General features: G+C 68.4%; 10 protein-coding genes. 7 read left to right on the top strand and 3 right to left on the bottom strand.

Features of this window, described 5'->3' with window-relative positions:
- Positions 1 to 52 precede the first annotated feature (52 nt).
- The 5 genes from AB0L21_RS04340 to AB0L21_RS04320 all read left to right on the top strand — a co-directional run bounded on the left by AB0L21_RS04340 (position 53) and on the right by AB0L21_RS04320 (position 12,986).
- Positions 53 to 4,516 carry a DEAD/DEAH box helicase family protein gene (locus AB0L21_RS04340; protein WP_365782338.1) on the top strand — a complete coding sequence of 1,488 codons (4,464 nt, stop codon included), beginning with the start codon at positions 53 to 55 and terminating at the stop codon, positions 4,514 to 4,516.
- On the top strand, positions 4,513 to 6,426 hold the full coding sequence (locus AB0L21_RS04335) for a UvrD-helicase domain-containing protein (RefSeq protein WP_365782138.1): 1,914 nt from the start codon (positions 4,513 to 4,515) through the stop codon (positions 6,424 to 6,426). Before AB0L21_RS04340 ends, AB0L21_RS04335 begins: the two co-directional genes overlap by 4 nt.
- Positions 6,423 to 9,668 (top strand): helicase-related protein, encoded by a 3,246-nt coding sequence (locus AB0L21_RS04330; protein ID WP_365703399.1) that lies wholly within the window; start codon positions 6,423 to 6,425, stop codon positions 9,666 to 9,668. The genes AB0L21_RS04335 and AB0L21_RS04330 overlap by 4 nt, the downstream gene beginning before the upstream one ends.
- Positions 9,665 to 11,524, top strand: coding sequence for a DUF1998 domain-containing protein (locus AB0L21_RS04325; RefSeq protein WP_365782136.1), 1,860 nt, complete (start codon positions 9,665 to 9,667; stop codon positions 11,522 to 11,524). The genes AB0L21_RS04330 and AB0L21_RS04325 overlap by 4 nt, the downstream gene beginning before the upstream one ends.
- 604 nt (positions 11,525 to 12,128) lie before the next feature.
- A complete protein-coding gene (locus AB0L21_RS04320) occupies positions 12,129 to 12,986 on the top strand; it encodes a hypothetical protein (protein ID WP_365782134.1) in 858 nt (285 codons plus the stop codon).
- Here the strand turns inward: AB0L21_RS04320 and AB0L21_RS04315 are convergent.
- From AB0L21_RS04315 to AB0L21_RS04305, 3 genes are all read right to left on the bottom strand, one after another.
- Positions 12,974 to 13,831 carry an aldo/keto reductase gene (locus tag AB0L21_RS04315; protein WP_365782131.1) on the bottom strand — a complete coding sequence of 286 codons (858 nt, stop codon included), beginning with the start codon at positions 13,829 to 13,831 and terminating at the stop codon, positions 12,974 to 12,976. The genes AB0L21_RS04320 and AB0L21_RS04315 overlap by 13 nt on opposite strands.
- Entirely contained in the window at positions 13,765 to 14,964 is a 1,200-nt protein-coding gene (locus AB0L21_RS04310; RefSeq protein WP_365782128.1) for a cupin domain-containing protein, read from the bottom strand. The genes AB0L21_RS04315 and AB0L21_RS04310 overlap by 67 nt, the downstream gene beginning before the upstream one ends.
- An 83-nt stretch (positions 14,965 to 15,047) precedes the next feature.
- Positions 15,048 to 15,215 (bottom strand): hypothetical protein, encoded by a 168-nt coding sequence (locus AB0L21_RS04305; RefSeq protein WP_365782126.1) that lies wholly within the window; start codon positions 15,213 to 15,215, stop codon positions 15,048 to 15,050.
- Between the two features lie 329 nt (positions 15,216 to 15,544).
- Between AB0L21_RS04305 and AB0L21_RS04300 the strand changes: the two genes are divergently transcribed.
- Both AB0L21_RS04300 and AB0L21_RS04295 read left to right on the top strand, forming a co-directional pair.
- On the top strand, positions 15,545 to 16,888 hold the full coding sequence (locus AB0L21_RS04300; protein ID WP_365782124.1) for a transcriptional regulator: 1,344 nt from the start codon (positions 15,545 to 15,547) through the stop codon (positions 16,886 to 16,888).
- A 72-nt stretch (positions 16,889 to 16,960) separates the two neighbouring features.
- Positions 16,961 to 18,133, top strand: a complete 1,173-nt coding sequence (locus AB0L21_RS04295) for a serine hydrolase domain-containing protein (protein WP_365782122.1) — start codon at positions 16,961 to 16,963, stop codon at positions 18,131 to 18,133.
- The last annotated feature ends 46 nt before the right edge of the window (positions 18,134 to 18,179 follow it).

Below are 18,179 nucleotides of genomic sequence, written 5' to 3'. Positions count from 1 at the left end.
CGAGGGAGATCCCGTCACCCCCGAGGGCGCAGAGACGATTCTCCGGATGAGCATGTCGCGAAAGCGCGGTGGACAGATCGGCCGTTTCGGCGTCGGTGTCAAATCCGTGCTCGTCGTGACCGACGCCCCGCAGTTCTTCAGCAGTACCGGCTCCTTCGGCTTCGACCGCGAGTGGGCCTACGCTCAGATCCGTTCCGTTCCGGGGGTCACGGCGCGTCTTGGCGAGGAGTTCGAGGCTCCCGTGTTGCGCATGGCCCGTCGCCTCGACGACGCAGCGGAGCGGGCCGACGACCCGGTACTGGACGAACTGCTGAGCTGGGCCACCACCGTCGTCCGTCTTCCGCTGCTGGACGGGGCCGCGGAGCGACTCGGCCAGGACATGCACGGAGGGGCTTCGGCCGGTGGCCGTGAGGAGTTCCCCCTCGGGTTCCAGCTCTTCTCGCCTCACGTGGCCAAGGTGATTCTGGAGGACCGCCGTCCGCGCCCCGTCGTACGCCGAACCCTCACCGTCGAACGTGACCGGCACCTGCACACCGTCCGCGAGGAGCGCCCCGGTCGGCACCCTTCTGCCAGCCGGTGGCGGGTGTTCACTCTCACACACGAGCCGACGTCCGTCGCCCGTTCCAGCGCGGGCGAGCTCCACGACCGTGTCTCCCTCGACATCTCGTGGGCCGTCCCCGAGTACGAGGAGGACGCGGCCACCGGACTCAAGTCGTCCCCCAAGGGGCGTGGCAGGTTCTGGTCGTTCTTCCCGACCAAGTACGAGATGACGCTCAGTGGAATCCTCAACGGGTCCTGGAAGACCAACGAGGACCGGCAGAATCTGCTGGACTCCTCGCCCTTCAACCAGGAGATGATCCGGATCGCCGCCCGACTGGTGGTCGAGTCGCTGCCCGAGCTGGCTCCCATCGAGGACCCGGCCGCATACCTTCCGCTCCTTCCCGGGCGCTCACGGGAGTCCGAGACGGTCAGTTGGGCCGACCGTTACCTCACGGAGAAGATCTGGGAGGCCACCGCTCACCGACCGTCGCTGCCGGACCAGGACGGCCGGCTTCAGGTGCCTCGCGATCTGAACATCCACCCGTCGCTCGGCAAGGACAACAAGTCGCTGGTCCGCTGGCTGACCCTGTGGAACTCCTGCCCGGGCCGGCCCACGAACTGGCTGCACCCGTCGGTGGAGGCCACCGACCTGCGCTCCGGCAAGGTCGAACACATCCTCAAGGCGTCCAAGCGGGAACGCGCCTCGGTACGGGAGTGGTTGGAGGCTTTGGTCGTCGACGGCACAGCAGAGGCGTCCGCGGCCGCTGTCCGTATCGTCGCCGACATGATCCAGTCGGCCTCCCCCTACGCGGACCAGGCCCGGGCCGCGCGGATCGTGCTCACCGAGGAGCACGGGATGGTCGCCCCGGTCGTCGGCAAGGTGTTCCGCCGCACCGACCAGGACGGGCTGCGCGAGTCCCTGGTCTACGTCGACACCGCTCTGTCGACCGACCCCTCGCTCGCCGGCGCCCTCGCCGTGCTCGGCATCCGCGAGGCAGACGTCCGAGGTCGCTTCATCAGTGTCCTCGAGCAGGGGTTCACGTCGTACGGCCCACAAGAATGGACCCGGTTCTGGGAACTGTTCCACCAGGCCGGCAGCGGCCAGCTGTCGCACGAGGTGGTCCGACGGGTGCCGGACCCGCTCTCGATGCTGTACGCGCGCACCTCGGACGGGCGCTTCCGACCGATACGGGACTGTCTGCTGCCCGGCCCGGTCGTGACGCCGGAGTCCGACCCCACGATCTCCGTGGACACCCGGTTCCACTCCGACGACATGGCTTTCTTCCGCGAGGTGGGCCTGCGCGACCGGCCCACGGGTGGATACCGTCCCGAGCAGGAGCCGTGGTTCCAGCAGTACCGCGAGGTCGCTCACAAGCAGTACTGCGCGACGCTGCCCGACCAGGCGTCCCGCCCGACGCTTGCCAAGATCAAGCTGGAGGGAGCGGCGATCGGCGGGCCGCTGCACCTGCTGCCCGCACTCTCGGAAGAGGCCCGAGCCAACTTCCTCGCGGTCCTGCCCGAGGACGCCCTTGTCGACAACTGGACGCTCCAGGTCGGAGCGCAGGTCGGGACCCGTCGGGCCGTGGCCTCGCCGATGCGTTGGATGCTCAAGCGGCACGGTTTCGTCAGGACCTCGCAGGGGGTCCGTCCTGTCACCGAGGCCGTCGGCCCCCAGCTCGCCGCGTACAGCGACGTGCTGCCGGTTGCGCAGATCAGTGCGGAGAAGGCCCGCAAGCTTCGTCTCGCGGCCAGCGTCGAAGACGTGCCCGACTCCTTCTGGGCACAGCTCCGGGAAAAGCTCCAGCGAAGCGAGGACGACGTCTTCGTCGGCAACACGTACGTGCTTCTGACCCGTCTGGAGGTGCCCTTCCCCGACGACACCCTCACCAGGTGTCGGATCGGGGACGAGTGGGGCAGCCGCCCCGATGGAGAGATCGCCGTTGCCTCCTCACAGGAGGAGTACCGGGCGTTGCGGTCCGAGCGACTGCCTGCTCTGCTGACCACGTCCGCCGAGGACGCCGCGCTGCTCGTCAAGCAGTGGGGGATGCTGCCCTACGCCGATGTGATCAGCCGGGAGACCCGGTACGAGCCGGCCGGCGAGGCCGTTCCGCTCAAGGAAGCCTACCCCGCGCTCCGGCAACTGCGCGGTTCGCAGGTCGACCAGTACATGCTGCAGCGGTGCAAGGTCCTCGAGGAGGTCACGCGCACCCCGAACGGCATGCGCCCCCGGACGCTGAACAGCAGCCTTCAAGGGGCCACGATCCTCGTTCTTGAACCGGCCTCCTCTCTCGACGCCCTCATGGCCGTGGACCGCGAGCTTCGCTGGCGCATGGGTGCATCCGGTTGCCGGCAGGTGTTGGAGGCGCAGCAGCGTCAGGAGCAGGACCAGAAGGTCAAGAACGCGCTCAAGGCCGTACGGGAGGCCGACGACGTAGTGGCCAAGCTCCTGCTGCTGCTGGGGGCCGAGGCCCTGCGGGACCGTCTGCCTGCGGGCCTCATGGACGGTGAGCGCGCGGAGAACGGCGGAGCGGAACCCGACGACTATCGCATCGCGCAGATGGCGTTCAACGCGCATGGGGACAGCATTCTGCAGGTGCACGCCCGTGACCTGCAGAACCTCTACCCGAGCCACGCCCCTGCGTCCTTCACGGGTGCCTCGACGGCGGTGGCGTTCGTGGCGGACCTCCGCTTCCCGGACGCCTTCGCCGGGTTCAGAGCGCCGTCGTTGGAGCCGCGGATCGACGTGGACGGACCTCTGCACTTTCCCCGGCTGCACGACTACCAGGAGCGGCTGGCCGCCAACGTCTTTTCGATGTTGGACCGTATCGTGCCGCAGCGCGGCATGCTGTCCCTGCCGACCGGCGCGGGAAAGACGCGCGTCACGGCCGAGGCGGTGATCCGTTGGGTGAAGCAGGTGGGACGGCTCGACGGGCCGATCCTCTGGATCGCCCAGACCGAGGAACTGTGCGAGCAGGCGGTGCAGAGCTGGAAGTTCGTCTGGGAGAAGGTCGGTGCCGAGATGCCGCTCGCGATCAACCGGCTGTGGTCGACGAACGAGGCAGGCCCCGTCGTGGATCGACCGCAGCTGGTCGTCGCCACGGACGCCAAGCTCCAGCAGCCGAACTGTCTCGCCGCGGACGCCTACGCATGGCTGCGGAACGCCGCTCTCGTCATCGTCGACGAGGCGCACACCGCCATCACGCCCCGCTACACCCAGATCCTTGCGCACTTGGGGCTGACGGCCTCCCGCACCGACCGCCACCTCCTCGGGCTCACCGCGACGCCGTTCCGCAACACCAACCAGGACGAGACGCGCCGCTTGATCAACCGTTTCGGCGGCCGGCGTCTGGACGAAGGCGTCTTCCGGAACGGGGATGCGTACGCCGAGCTGCAGCGTCTCGGGATGCTGGCACAGGTCGAGCATCGCATCCTGCAAGGAGGCACGATCACCCTGAAGCCCGAGGAGAAACAGCGGGCCGAACAGTTGAGCATCCTGTCCAGGGCGGCCGAGCAGCGGCTGGCCGACGACCACGACCGCAATGCCCGCATCCTGGCCGAGATCTCGGACATGCCCGAGGACTGGCCCGTGCTGGTCTTCGCCACCTCCGTCGATCACGCCAAGTACCTGGCGGCGAAGCTTCGTGATCGGAACATCACCGCCTCCGCGGTCGACGCCACCACGTCCGCCAACGATCGCCGCAGGCGCATCGACGACTTCCGGGCCGGCCGCATCCGCGTGCTCACCAACTACGGCGTCCTCACGCAGGGTTTCGACGCCCCCGCCACCCGGGCCGTGGTCGTCGCACGCCCGGTGTACAGCCCCAACGTGTACCAGCAGATGATCGGGCGCGGCCTGCGCGGCCCCCTCAACGGGGGCAAGGAGACCTGCCTGATCCTCAATGTCAGGGACAACGTGCGGAACTTCGACACCGCCCTGGCCTTCACCCAGTTCGAGCACCTGTGGAGCAGCAAGTGATCGACCCCTACGGCGACAGTCCTCCACTCACCGACGAGCAGCGGGCCGTCGTCGATCTCCCTTGGGACAGCCGCCTCCTCGTCACCGCGGGAGCCGGCTCCGGCAAGACCCATACGGTGGTGCGACGCCTCGACGCCCTGGTGGGGCACGAGGATCCCGAGGAGGCACTGGAGGCCGGTGAGATCCTCGTTCTGAGCTTCTCCCGCGCCGCCGTCCGTGAGTTGCGGGACCGGATCGCCCGACACGGCGACCGGGCCCGCAGGGTGCGCGTCCAGACCTTCGACTCGTGGGCCTACCAGTTGCTCGTGACTGCGTACCCGGACGAGGAGTGGGCGGCCCGCAGTTTCGACGAGCGCATCCGCGCGGCTGCGGACGCGATCACGAAGGGTGCGGTGGAAGCGGGTGAGCTGGGTTCCCCCTCGCACGTGGTGATCGACGAGGCGCAGGATCTGGTGGGCGACCGTCGGGACCTGGTGGAGACCCTGCTCGACCGTTTCCAGCGTTCGTGCGGATTCACCGTGGTCGGTGACTCCGCTCAGGGCATCTACGGCTTCCAGATCGACAACCCGGCGGAACGAGCGGGGGAGACGGACAGGTTCTTCGCCTGGCTGAGGACTTCGTACGACGACCTCGTCGAGCTCCGGCTGACCGAGAACTTCCGAGCGCGGAGCGACGAGGCGCGCACCGCCCTCGCCCTCGGTGCCCGTTTGCAAGACCTCGCGGGTACCAGGGAGAGTCAGGAGGCCGCAGCCGCGACGCTCCATGCCGAGCTGCGGGACAGGCTGCTCGACCTGCCGGGCCTCGGTGACCTGGCCGACGAGTTCACGCTGAACACGTTGAAGGCGTACCCCGGCACCTGCGCAATCCTGACCCGCGACAACCGCCAGGCGCTCGCCGTCTCCGAGCTCCTCCACGAGCACGGGGTCGAGCATGCGCTGAAACGTTCGCTGCAGGACCGGGCCGTGCCGTACTGGGTCGCCGAACTCCTGCGCAGAGCCGAGTCCTCGACGCTCACGGAGGCCCGGTTCCTGGAGCTGCTCGCAGGGATCCCGCTGCCTGCCGGCGTGGATCCGCAGCGGTGCTGGCGCTCGTTGCGTGCCGCGACCCGTCGCACGGGTCGCGGGCTCGTCGATGTCGCCGCCGTGGGGCGTCTGGTGGCCCAGGGGCGGTTCCCCGATGAGCTGGCCGACCCGGAATCTGCTCGTTTGGTCGTCTCGACGGTGCACCGGGCCAAAGGCCTGGAGTACGACCGGGTGGTGCTTCTGTCGCCCCCGTCCGTCGCCGAGCTGCGCAAGGCGCACGACGGCCTCGACGTGCCCGCCGAGGCACGGGCTCTCTACGTCGCCATGACTCGGGCCCGCGAGGACCTGTACCACGTGACCGGGCCGGACACCTCCCGCATACGACGTCATCGCCCCACCGGCCGCTGGTATCTCGGTGGTTGGAGGAAGCACGAGCGCTACGGCATCCAGGTCGTGTCGGGAGACGTCCACCGCGAGCAGCCTCCCGGGACGTACGACGCGTCCCTGTCCGCCGTCGAGACGCAGGCCTATCTGCTCGAGCAGGTTCGTCGGGGTGACCCGGTGACCCTTCGTATGCGCCATGCGCTCCCCGCGGGTCCCGATCAGAGCCCGCCGTACGACCTGATCCATCGCGACCGGATCATCGGCGAGGCCTCGGAGCGCTTCCGCCGGGACCTGCACGCGGTGGAGATGATCTCGCGTTCGTGGGACGTCACCTGGCCCACGGAGATCGTCGGCCTGCGGATGGACACGCTGGAGACGGTCGCGGGCAGTACGGCGGCCGGCTCCAACGCGGGGCTCGGCGGCCACGGGGTGTGGATCGCCCCTCGCATCACCGGAATCGGAAGGCATCGACGCGGCGAGCGCGCCGGGGAGGAGCAGGCATGACGCAGGGGACCAGCCCGCACGCCGAGCACTACCGGGTCCGTGAGGAACTGGTGGCGCGGCTGCGCCGGGAGCTTCTCGGGCCGGACGTCGAGGCGGGGGACGACCCGGTCGATATCCTCACTCAGGATGCCCCGGTCACCCGCTACCCGGTCGGAGTGCTTTTCCCTCAGGCCGCCAACAGCGAGGCTCGTCTGCGCCAGAAGGAGGATGCCACCGAGCAGGAGGGCCTGGATGAGCCCCCTGTGGTCGGCAACGACAGTTCGGAGGACAGCGGCGCCGCCTTCGAGCCTCCGGTGTCCGGAGACCGTCGCCCCTCGACGATGGGCCTCACGTTCGCCGTGGCTCCCGAGATCAGCTCCGAGATCGTGATCTCCGCGCGTGCCGCCGTGTACGACGCCGTCGACGCCGATGGCCGGCCGGTGTCCGCACGGCGCGCGGAGGCCCGGACCACGGTCGATCAGCGCGAGCACTGGCGACGACGGGAGCTGGAGCTGCCCGACACGACGATCGACGTGACCCGACCCGAGGTGAGGGTGGACGATCTCGTACCGGGTGAGGTGAAGCTGCACATCCTCGTCCGACCGGTGGACAGGGCCTCCGGTACCGTCACTGTCACCGTGACGTTGATCAACGCACAGGTCGTGGGCGAACAAGAACTCCAGGACGCGTTCGCCCTGTTTCAGCCCGCTCTCCGGGTCCGGGCGGCCAACGGCGCTTCCGCCTTCGTCGACCGCTCCCCCGGTGCGTCCGCCACCGACCCGGAGCTGGCCGCGAGCCGCCTGCTGTACCGCCACGCTCCCACCTTCGCCGTGGGGCACGGCTGCTCCGCCCACTGGGACTGGGCTCCCCCGCCGGTCGGTCTGACCGAAATAGAGCGGGCCGCGATCCGCGAGATCCGCTCCGAGTTCCTGCCCACGTACGAGGTGCTGCTGACCGACTCCAACCCGGAGATCGACAGCACGGCGCTCGGCATGCTCGGCCTCGCCGAACGCACCGACACCGAGGTGCTCGCTGCGTTGCGCGGACTGGCTCTCGGCTACGAGCAGTGGATCGACGCGAAGGCCTCCGAGGCGGCCACGCTCGCCGGAAGCCCCTACGAGGAGGCCGCGCACGTACAGCTCGACGCCTGTCGCGAGGCCCTCGGTCGGATGCGTGAGGGCATCCGCATCCTCGCGGAGAAGCCGGAAGTCATGGAGGCCTTCCGGCTGGCCAACCGGGCGATGGCCGAGCAGCGTGCACGCAGCGCCTGGGTGAAGAACGGGCGTCAGGGCGGTCCCGATCTTTCTGCCCAGCGCTGGCGACCGTTCCAGATCGCGTTCATGCTGCTGTGTCTGAGCGGCATCGACGACCCGAAGCACCCCGACCGCAAGATCTCTGACCTGCTGTGGTTCCCCACCGGCGGCGGCAAGACCGAGGCCTACCTGGGCCTGATCGCCTTCACAACGTTCCTGCGGCGACTGCGCCGAGGCGTGCACGGCGGCGGCGTCACTGTGCTCATGCGGTACACGCTGCGCCTGCTCACCCTTCAGCAGTTCGAGCGTGCCACGATCCTCATCTGCGCGATGGAGTCGATGCGCCGGACGAACCCCGAGCGCCTGGGCCACGAGGGCATCTCCATCGGCATGTGGGTGGGCAAGTCGGCGACGCCGAACGATCTGAAGACGGCCTCCGAGAAACTGCTGAAGCTGCGGGGCGGGCAGAGTCTGCAGAAGGAGAATCCGGTCCAGCTCCATGCCTGCCCCTGGTGCGGCACGGCGCTGGACGCCCACAACTACACGGTGGACGAGGACGACGTCCGCATGGACGTCCGCTGCCCGGGCACCGACTGCGACTTCTCCTCGGGCCTGCCCGTGCACCTCGTGGACCAGACCGTCTACGAGGCCCGGCCCACCCTCGTCATCGCCACGGTCGACAAGTTCGCCTCCATGCCGTGGCGCAAGCAGACGGCGGCGCTCTTCAACCGCAATCGGGCCGGCGACGCCACGCCGCCCCCGGAGCTGATCGTCCAGGACGAGCTCCATCTGATCTCCGGGCCTTTGGGCACCCTGACCGGCCTGTACGAGACGGCTGTGGACGCCCTCGCCGACCGGCCGAAAGTGATCGCCTCCACGGCGACGATCCGCCGCGCATCCGACCAGGGACGCAACCTCTTCGACCGGGACGTGCGCCAGTTCCCGCCGGCAGGTCTGGACGCGCGTGACTCCTGGTTCGCCGTGGAGACCGACCGCAGGACCAAGGCCAGTCGGCGGTACGTAGGGCTGCTCGCCCCCGGGACCAGCCAGTCGACCCTCCTCATCCGCACATACGCGGCCCTGCTTCACCAGGCCATGCGCGCGGAGACGAGCGACGAGGTCCGGGACGCGTACTGGACGTTGGTCGGCTACTTCAACAGCCTCCGCCTGCTGTCGGCCGCCGAGCTTCAGGTGAACGACGACGTGGAGGACTACCTGCGGCTGCTCGCCGAACGGGACGGCACCGACGTTCGTGTCTCCAACCGCTACTCGGAACTGACGAGTCGGGTGGATGCGAGCCTGATCCCCGCCCGTCTCAAGGAGATCGAGAAGCGGTACCCGGATCCTGACGTCCGTGACGTCCTCCTGGCCACCAACATGATCGCTGTCGGCGTCGACGTGGACCGCCTCGGCCTGATGGCGGTGATGGGCCAGCCCCAGACCACGGCCGAGTACATCCAGGCCACCAGCCGCGTGGGCCGCGCGCATCCCGGACTGGTCGCAGTGATGCTCAATTCCTCTCGCGCTCGGGACCGTTCGCACTACGAGAGTTTCCTGCACTTCCACTCCGCGCTCTACCGCGAGGTGGAGTCGACGTCCGTGACGCCGTTCTCCGCTCGCTCCCGCGACCGCGGTCTGCACGCCGTGGTAGTGGCCCTCGCCCGCATCCTCATCCCGGAGGCCAGGGAGAACGATGCCGCCGGTCGGATCGACACGTACATGGATCGCTTGTACGCCGAGATCAAGCCGTTGCTGACGGATCGCGTCTCCCAGGTCGCCGGCGACGAACTGCAGGACACCTCCGACGCATTCGACGAGTTCGTCGAATGGTGGGCGGAGATGGCGAGCGGCCACGGCGGCCTGCTGTACGAGCCCGTTCGCGGCAATCCGGCCCCCGCTCTGCTCAAGCCGTACGACGACGAGTCCGAGGGCAACGACGCCTGGTCCACCCTGTGGAGCCTGCGTGACGTCGACGCCGAGTCCGCTCTCTTCCTGGAGGCTTCCCGATGACCCCGCCACGCGAGCGTCGCCGCCGGAGCAGCGACGGCAACTCCGCCGCACCCCGTCTCGCCCTCCCCCGACGCGGCTCGGTCCGCCGCTCCCAGATGATCACAACGTACGGGGTCGGTTCGTTGATCGCAGTCGACAACGAGTCGTTCATCGTTTCCGGCATCGATGACGCCTACCGGAGCTGGCCCCTCGACGAGGCCCCGATCGTTCACGAGCACCGTCTCGCTCGAGTCCTGGGTGTGAGCCACTTCCGACTGCCCCCGGCCTCCGAGGACACGAGCACGGACGGAGTGCGCGTGCGGCGGTTCCCGCTGTGGCACTCGTGCCCGAAGTGCCAGTCGCTCCAGCACGTAAGGGGCTTCAACCCACCACCGGGGAAGAACGTCTGCACGGACTGTGACGACGAGCCGCTCGTGCCGTCCCGATTCGTCATGGCGTGCGAGGACGGGCACCTCGACGACTTCCCCTACTGGAAGTGGCTGCACCGCAAGAACCGCGAAGAAGGCACTACCGGACACTGCGGCGGCGAGATGAGCATGCGATTCTCCGGCCAGAGCGCTTCGCTGCGCTCCATCCTCATCTCCTGCACCTGCGGTGTGCCGGAAGTGTCCATGGAGGGCGCCTTCCGCCGCTCGGCACTGACCGAACTCGGAGTGCGCTGCGAGGGCAGACGGCCCTGGCTCAAGGACGCGCCCGCCGAGTTTTGCACGCAAGCACCCCGCACGCTCCAGCGCGGTTCGTCGGCGGTCTGGCAGCCGGTGCTGAAGTCCGCGCTGTCCATTCCGCCGTGGAGCGACGGTCTCGTCGACAAGCTGACAGGTCACTGGGAGCGTCTGCGTTCCCTCGCATCCCGCGAGAAGATCGAGATATACCTGATGGGAGCGTTCCCGGACGACGACTCGGTCTCGGTCGACGCCGTCATGGCGCTGCTGGAGGCCGAGCAGGCGGAGGACCCGGCCGAGGACAGCGCCGGGGACAAGGGCGCGGCGAACCGCTACCAGGCGCTGCGTCGCCAGGAGTACGAGCGGCTGTGCGCCGGCAACGCTCTGCGGGACAAAGGGCGCGACGAGCAGTTCGTGTGCGAGCCGCCTGTCACGGACCCGGCGGTCCTCACCCCCTTCGGGGTGGAGAGGCCGATGCTGGTCAAGCGCCTGCGCGAGGTACGCGCGCTCAAGGCGTTCACCCGCATCGCAGACCCGGAGTCCAGTTCCGACGGCCACGAGGCGGCCCTGTCCCTGACGCCGACCGACTGGCTCCCGGCCATGGAGGTGCACGGGGAGGGCGTCTTCGTACGCCTCGACGAGAACCGGCTCGACGACTGGGCTCGATCGGTCGCGGTGGCTACCCGTGTGGAGCGCATGCGAACCAACCACGACCGCATACTGAGAGAACGGGCCACCGATCCGACGGAGGCGCCCCCCTCACCGGCGACGCCTCGCATGGTCCTGCTGCACACTTTGGCGCACGTGCTCATCAACCAGTGGAGTCTTGACGCCGGTTACCCTGCCGCAGCCCTTCGCGAGCGCCTGTACACGGACGCCGAGATGGCCGGAATCCTCATCTACACGGCGACGAGCGACTCCGCCGGCAGTCTGGGCGGGGTGGTGGCCCAGGGCGAACCCGAACGCCTCGCTGCGGCGCTCCGCTCGGCACTGCGACGCGCCACCTGGTGCTCGGCCGACCCGCTGTGCGTCGAGGCGCATACGGCGGGCGCGAACCTGGCTGCCTGCCACGCCTGCGCGATGCTCCCCGAGACGAGCTGTGAGCACAACAACATCCTGCTCGACCGCGCACTGCTCGTCGGCACACCGGACGATCCTCGGTTGGGATTCTTCGCGGACATACTGAGCCCCTGACGTCGGACGGCCAGGCCTGGAACCGGGGACTGGCGAAGCAGCACAAACTGGGTTGCCAGTCCCCACGAGTCACCTGCGCGACCAACACCCATACGCGAATGGCACCTCGTGCCTCACTTGCAGTTCAAGCCAGGTCTGCATCGAACCGTGCCTGCGCCCTCTCCAGGGCCTCGTCGGCGTCACATCCGTGCGCCCGAAGCCACCGAAGGATGTCCGCGATGGCTCCGATCGCCACCGTCTGCGCGAAAGTGGCACTCGGTCTGCGTGATCCCGCTGATCGCGCGACTGGTGCTCCTGCGTTGTAGGCACAGAAGGTTCTCGGCTCCCGAGACGTGCGTATTCCCGCTATGGCCGTCAGGTCGGCCGAGAGTCGTGGCCGGTTCGACCCAGGTCACCTTGCGTTCGGCCAGGAGCTGGACGCCCCAGCGGTCGTCGATCGCGGTGGCGAGTAGTTACGCCGCTTCGGTCAGCTCCGGTAGTCCCCGGAAGGCCTGCGCGATGCATTTCTGCTCGCCCCAGCGGCGCAGGTCGAACCTGGAAGAAGCTGGGTGAATTGGCCTCGGTGTGGGATCTCACCCCCACCCTCCGCTGCTACCGTCGGCCCATGACCCTCTCGGTATCCACGGCCCGTTCCCTTGACCTGCGGACCGAACCGATTGATCAAGTTCTCGACCACGTGGCGCGGTCGCTCCAGACACATTTCGACCACAACACGGTGGTGCGCAAGCGCCGCACGGTCGGAGCACGGACCGACCGTGGCACATGGGTGCGCATCGAACGGCGGGCCTTGGAGAGGATCGGTGTCCAGGGCTGGAACGGCACGGAGTGCGCCTCTCGTCTGGAAGGCGTCGCCCAGCCCGCATGGCTCGGGTCCCTGGTGTGGCGGGACACTGACGAGCCCGTGATGTGGCGGGCCGACGAGACGGAGGTCCTGCCGGGTACGCCCGTCGGTACCGCCGTTCTGAGCGCGGATCCAGGCTTACCCTGCGAGTGGTGGCAGGCGCTCAACGCCTCGTTGGACGCCCTCGCCGCTCAGAAGACCATGCGCGTGGCCACGCCGGACACCGTCACCATCACCCAGGACTTCGTCACCGAGTCCGTCCGCGGCGTCTTCGGCGACGCATTCGATACGACGGTCGAGTTGTGGGTACCCGCTCACGCCGATCTCAACTGGGCGAACGTGACCGCACCGGCCTTCAGCCTCTTCGACTGGGAGGACTGGGGGAACGCGCCGCGCGGACTGGACTCCGCCTCGCTCTGGGCGAGTTCGCTTGCCGTCCCCGCTCTGGCCGATCGCGTCCGGCGCGAGCGTCGCTCCGACTTCGCAAGCCGGGACGGCAAGCTGATGACTCTGTTCGTATGCTCGAAGATTCTGGGGCCGTACTCGCACCCCGAGGACCCCCGGCTCGGCCCCGCACGCCGGATGGCAGAGAAGACCGTCGCAGACCTTCAGTCGGGCTGACCGCGCAACCGCTCCCGGAGCAAGCAGCGATACCCGTCGACCGCCGACTCATCGGCTTCGACTGCAAGGGCACCGACCAGTTCCTCCAGATGGGCCGGCTCGTCGGTGCCGACAGCCACGGCATCGGCCGATGGGAGCGCGTACGCGAGCCGGAAGACTGCCTGTACGCGCGAGAGGCCGCCCCTTTCCCGAAGGAACACCCGAGGATCGAACGTTTTCCACAGCGGAGCCCTCGTGCTGCCTCCGAAGGGGCTCATCCCCCACACTTCACCGTCGTCCGGTCCCCACGTCGCCGTCAGCATGTCCGCCGCGTCCAGTGTTCTGCCTCCGACCAGAAGTCCCGCGCGGACCATCAGAACAGCCGGTCTTGGGACGGTCGTGTCGATCAGGCCCAATAGCGGACAGGGATCCCAGGTCGCTACGCCCCAGGCGCCGCACAGCCCCTTCTTCACAGCCTCCGTCATAGCTGCGCATGCCGCCGTCAGCATGTCCCGGCTGGGCGGTCCTGCTTCACGCAATGAGTGTTCCGGATTGTGCAGGAACATCAGATCCGGCTCACGCCCAAGGTCTCTGGCCGTCTGTTCCACTGCCGCAAGCAACCGAACAGGGTTCAGAGAGTGCGTCGGGCCGTTCGGCCCCGGAAAGTAGCCCACCTTCGTGGAGACCACGAACTTCGGCAGTAGGTCACCGGCGATCCGAGCCAAGACCTGGTGTGAGCGGAAGCCGAGGTAATTGAAGGCCGTGTCGAGCGAGGTGACACCGGCGTTCAGTGCGCCGGTCAGGAGACGGCGTTCGTGACGAGACCGGTGTAGCCCGAGGACAACTCGGGGGTCAGCACCGCGCACAATTCCTCCTTCACCAGAATCTCGGCGACCTCCGTCACCTCCGCTCCCACAACGGTCGCGGCACGGTCGAGCGGGACCGGCCTTCCGCTCAGCAGCAGACGCAGGGCAGGAAGGGCCTTGGTCGCGAAAGTCAACTTCTTCCCCGAGGCCACGACGTCGACCGCCTCGCCGCACTCCCGTAGGCGGGGAGCGAAATGGGTGGTGCACACCACGGCGTCGAGCGGGCCGAGCACGTCGAGGAACGGCACGTGGCGAGGCAGTGTCGTCTCCTCCTCGTACGCTGCCAGGAAGTCCGTCGGGGTCCGCTCCTTGATCAGTCGGCCTGCGGCCTCGATCAGGGGCTCGCTGCTGCCGGCTCCTTGCGTGCGGTCCAGGTCGTAGCGGAATACCTCGTCCTCGCGGCACCAGTCCGCCAGCCAGGCGAGCCAGCTGGCTCCGGTTCGCCTGGTGATGCCAAACGTGACGTGAAGGCTCTTTCCCGGGCCGCTGCCCGTACGCGTCGCCCGATGCCAATGACCCCGGGGGATGTGCATGACGTCTCCCGCCCTCAGAACACCCGACCAGATGATCTCGTCGCTCGGGGTGTCGTTGGGGTCGCAGTCCCGGTACATGGGCACCTTGCGGGACGCCGTACGCACCTCCCACTGCTTCTCACCCGCCAGCTGGACGATGACGACATCGTGGTCGTCCCAGTGCAGGGGGAACCCTTCGGCATCGTTCGTCGTGAGGTAAGCGTTGACCTGAACTCGCTCGTGGGACCACCACTGGAGGGCCCGGCATGCGACTTCCATCGTGGGGTCGAAGACGTTGACCTGATCGAGGATGAGAGTCGCCCCTTCCCCGAGGAGCCGCCCAAGACCGCGCATGTCGACCATGGAGATGCTCTGGCCACGAGGGCTGACACTGTCGGTGCAGTAGACGGCCGGGTGGACTTCCACCCCCTTCTGGAAGCACCGGAACTGCGGGCGGCTCAGGCTCCTGCGCATCGCGATGTCGAGCAGACGGTTCGGGCTCAGGACGCGGTGGGCGAGCGCCGGGTCGCGCATGCTTCCCCGAGCGAAGCCCTCGCCCAGTTCGTCCGGTCCGTTCCACCCGAGTGCTTCCTCGACGGCGCTGATCAACTGGTGTTCCATCACTGCCTCCTCAAGGGATCAACCGTGTGATGTCTGGGTGGTGGGCCGGCACGCGGACCGTGCCGGCCCCGGCCGCTCTGCGCCTATTCGCTGTCGTGCAGGTTGCCGTCGCCACCCGGCCACGGCGCGTCGCCGGAACTTCCGGCGTTGTCCGACCGGAGGCTGTCGTACCGGTCGTGGACAGCGCTCAGCTCTTCCACCGCCAGCAGAAGGTCGCTCGGGACCGGAGGCGGTGCGGTGTGTTCTGTCACCTCGTGCTCTCCTTCGTGTTTGGTTTCTCCCGCCGGGAATCCGGCGGGAAGACGACGGACACTTCCTCGGCAGCGTTGCGGTCAGGCGCCGTAGGCAGCGTTCTCAGCCGGCCGTCTCCGACGGAGGCGCGGAGGCGGAGCCGCCGAACCGGGAAACTGTTCCGAGCGACTCACGAGTGGGGCTTGGACGGCTGATGCCCAGTCAAGGCCGGCTTGGTCCGGCCGGGAACGTTTCCGGGGGGTTCCTCTTCAAGTCGCGGGCCTCCTCACGGATCGGCACGCGACGTAACCTCCCAGTCACGCCATGACCGTACGACAGGAGTGATGACGTGCCCGAAGAGCCGTTAGCTGTGCATCCGCTCGCCTACCTTCGCCAGTCGCACGGGCTGGGGAAGGCCGAACTGGCTCGCCGCATGCAGGCGCACGGAAAGGCGCTCGGAATTCCTCTGGCGACCAACCGGACTACCGTCTGGAAGTGGGAGCAGGGACAGGAACCGGACGCGGATGCCCAGCACGTGCTCGCCGACTTGCTGCGCGTTTCGCACGAGCACGTGCGGGCGGAAGGATGGCCGCGGTGGCTCCCTGTATGGGAAGTCACCGCGCTGAGCGCTCCGTGGACCGAAGGCGGCACCGTCGAGACATTGACCGACCTGGTGGGCAGCGGTCGCACGGATCGCCGCGGATTTCTCACCATCACCGGCGCCGCCCTGACAGGACTCGCGGCGAGCTGGGTCGAGGCGCCCTCCGCCTTCGCCGCAGCGCTCGACGGCGATCGCGTCACGGACACGATGGTCTCCACGGTCGAGCAGCGGATCGCCACCCTCCGCTCGCTCGACGACCAGCTCGGAGGTGCCCGTCTGCTGGAACAGGCGCGCGGTGATCTGGCCCTGGTCACCGGTCTTCTCGCCACAGGACGGTACACGGACGAGATCCGGGTGCGCCTGTACGTGCTAGCGGCCCGAGTGTCGCACCTGACCGGCTGGATGGCGTACGACGCGGGGCTGCGGTCCGCCGGGCAGCGGTACTACGTCGGGGCTCTGCGCAGTGCTCGGACGGCCGGGGACGACGCCTTCGGGGCCTTCGTCCTTGCGGAGATGGGCGTCCACGTATCCGAGGCCGGGCGGACCGCCGAGCGGGTCGACCTCATCTCGACGGCCATCGACAATGCCCCCAGGGCCCTGTCTCCGCGCACCCGGTCCTTCCTCTACTTGCACAAGGCGGAGGCACTGTCACGCCACGGCGACCACCGGAAGGCCGGGGCGGCGCTCAACCGGGCCGCTTCCATCTGGGACCGTCAGTCGGCCGATGAGACCCCGGACTGGCTCGACTGGTTCGGCGAGGCTCAGTTGAAGTCGACCGAAGGCAAGGTCCTGTTGCGCTCTGGGCAGGTGGAGCGCGCGACGCGTTCCTTGGAGATCTCCGTCGACAGGGCAGCTCCACGGGACAGGGCCGTACGGTCCAGTCGGCTGGCCGAGGCCCGGCTCGCCGGCGGTGACCTCGACGGGGCTCTGTACGCCGCGAATCATGGCGCCCGGCTCCTGGAAGAGGAGGTCAACTCGGTACGGGCGCTGGACCGACTCAAGGAGTTCTCCGCACAGCTACAACCCCATAAGTCGGTGCCCAGCGTGCGCGAGTTCCGCGAGCGTCTTCAGGCACTGTGCGGTTCGGTCTGACGGTTGCCGCCTCCTGACCGATGGCAGTTCCGACCCGTCCGCGGCGGCGGTCCGGATGCCAGGATGGGCGGTATGACGACGATCTACGGTGAGGTCGTGGCCGGGTTCGAGGCCGTACGCGATGCATTCGCGGAGAACTTTGCCGAGCGTGAGGACATCGGTGCGGCTGTGTGCGTGTACCGGGACGGCCGGCCCGTGGTGGATCTGTGGGGTGGGTCCGCGGACCCACGCACCGGTCGTCCGTGGGAGCGGGACACCCTGCAACTGGTCTACTCGGCGACGAAGGGGGCGACCGCGGCGGCGGCGCATCTACTGGTCCAGCGCGGCTTGCTTGAGCTGGATGCTCCGGTGGCCGAGTACTGGCCCGAATTCGCCGCGAACGGCAAGGCTGAGATTCCGGTCCGCTTTCTGTTGTCCCACCAGGCCGGTCTGGTCGCGCTGGATCGGCCGGTGCCGCTGGCCGATGCGCTGGCATGGAATCCGATGACCTCCGCGCTGGCCGCTCAGCGTCCGGTGTGGGCTCCGGGAACTGCTCATGGCTATCACGGACGGACTTGGGGCTGGTTGGTCGGCGAGGTCATCCGCCGAGTGTCCGGCCGTACGCCGGGCCGCTTCTTCGCCGACGAGATCGCCGCGCCGCTCGCGCTGGACTTCTTCATCGGGCTGCCGGCGGGCGAGCGCGGCCGGGTCAGCCGCATGGTGTTCCGGAAGCCGGACGTCGACCTCACCACCGTGCCTCCCGAGTCGGTGCCCGAGGAACTCCGCGAACAGGTGGCAGCCTGGCGTGACCCCGGCTCTCTCAGCAACAGGGCGTACGAGGTCACCGACCCTGCTGGGATCGACTTCAACTCGGCTGAGGTACAGGCCGCGGAGCTTCCTTCCTCCAACGGCATCGGCACCGCCAGGGCTCTGGCGCGCTTGTACGCCGCGCTGATCGGCGAGGTGGACGGTGTGCGCCTGCTCACCCCGGGCACCCTGGCATCGGCGACCGCTGAACAGGCGAACGGGCTGGACCGGGTGATGGTGGTGCCGAGCCGATTCAGCGCCGGTTACATGCTGCCGACCGATACCAATCCCATGACCGGCCCGGGCGCCTTCGGTCACACCGGTCGGGGCGGCTCACTCGGCTTCGCCGACCCAGACCTCGGTATCGCCTTCGGATACGTGGTCAACCACATCGTCGGCGGATCCGGCGATGTACGCGCGCAGTCATTGGTGGACGCCGTGCGCAAGTCGCTGGTGTGACGCATGGCCGGCCTCTTGAGCGGTGTCGGAGGTGCTGTCGGCTGCA

This window comes from Streptomyces sp. NPDC052721, assembly GCF_040678315.1.
Lineage (GTDB): Bacteria > Actinomycetota > Actinomycetes > Streptomycetales > Streptomycetaceae > Streptomyces.
This window is presented reverse-complemented; position numbering and strand designations above follow the sequence as displayed.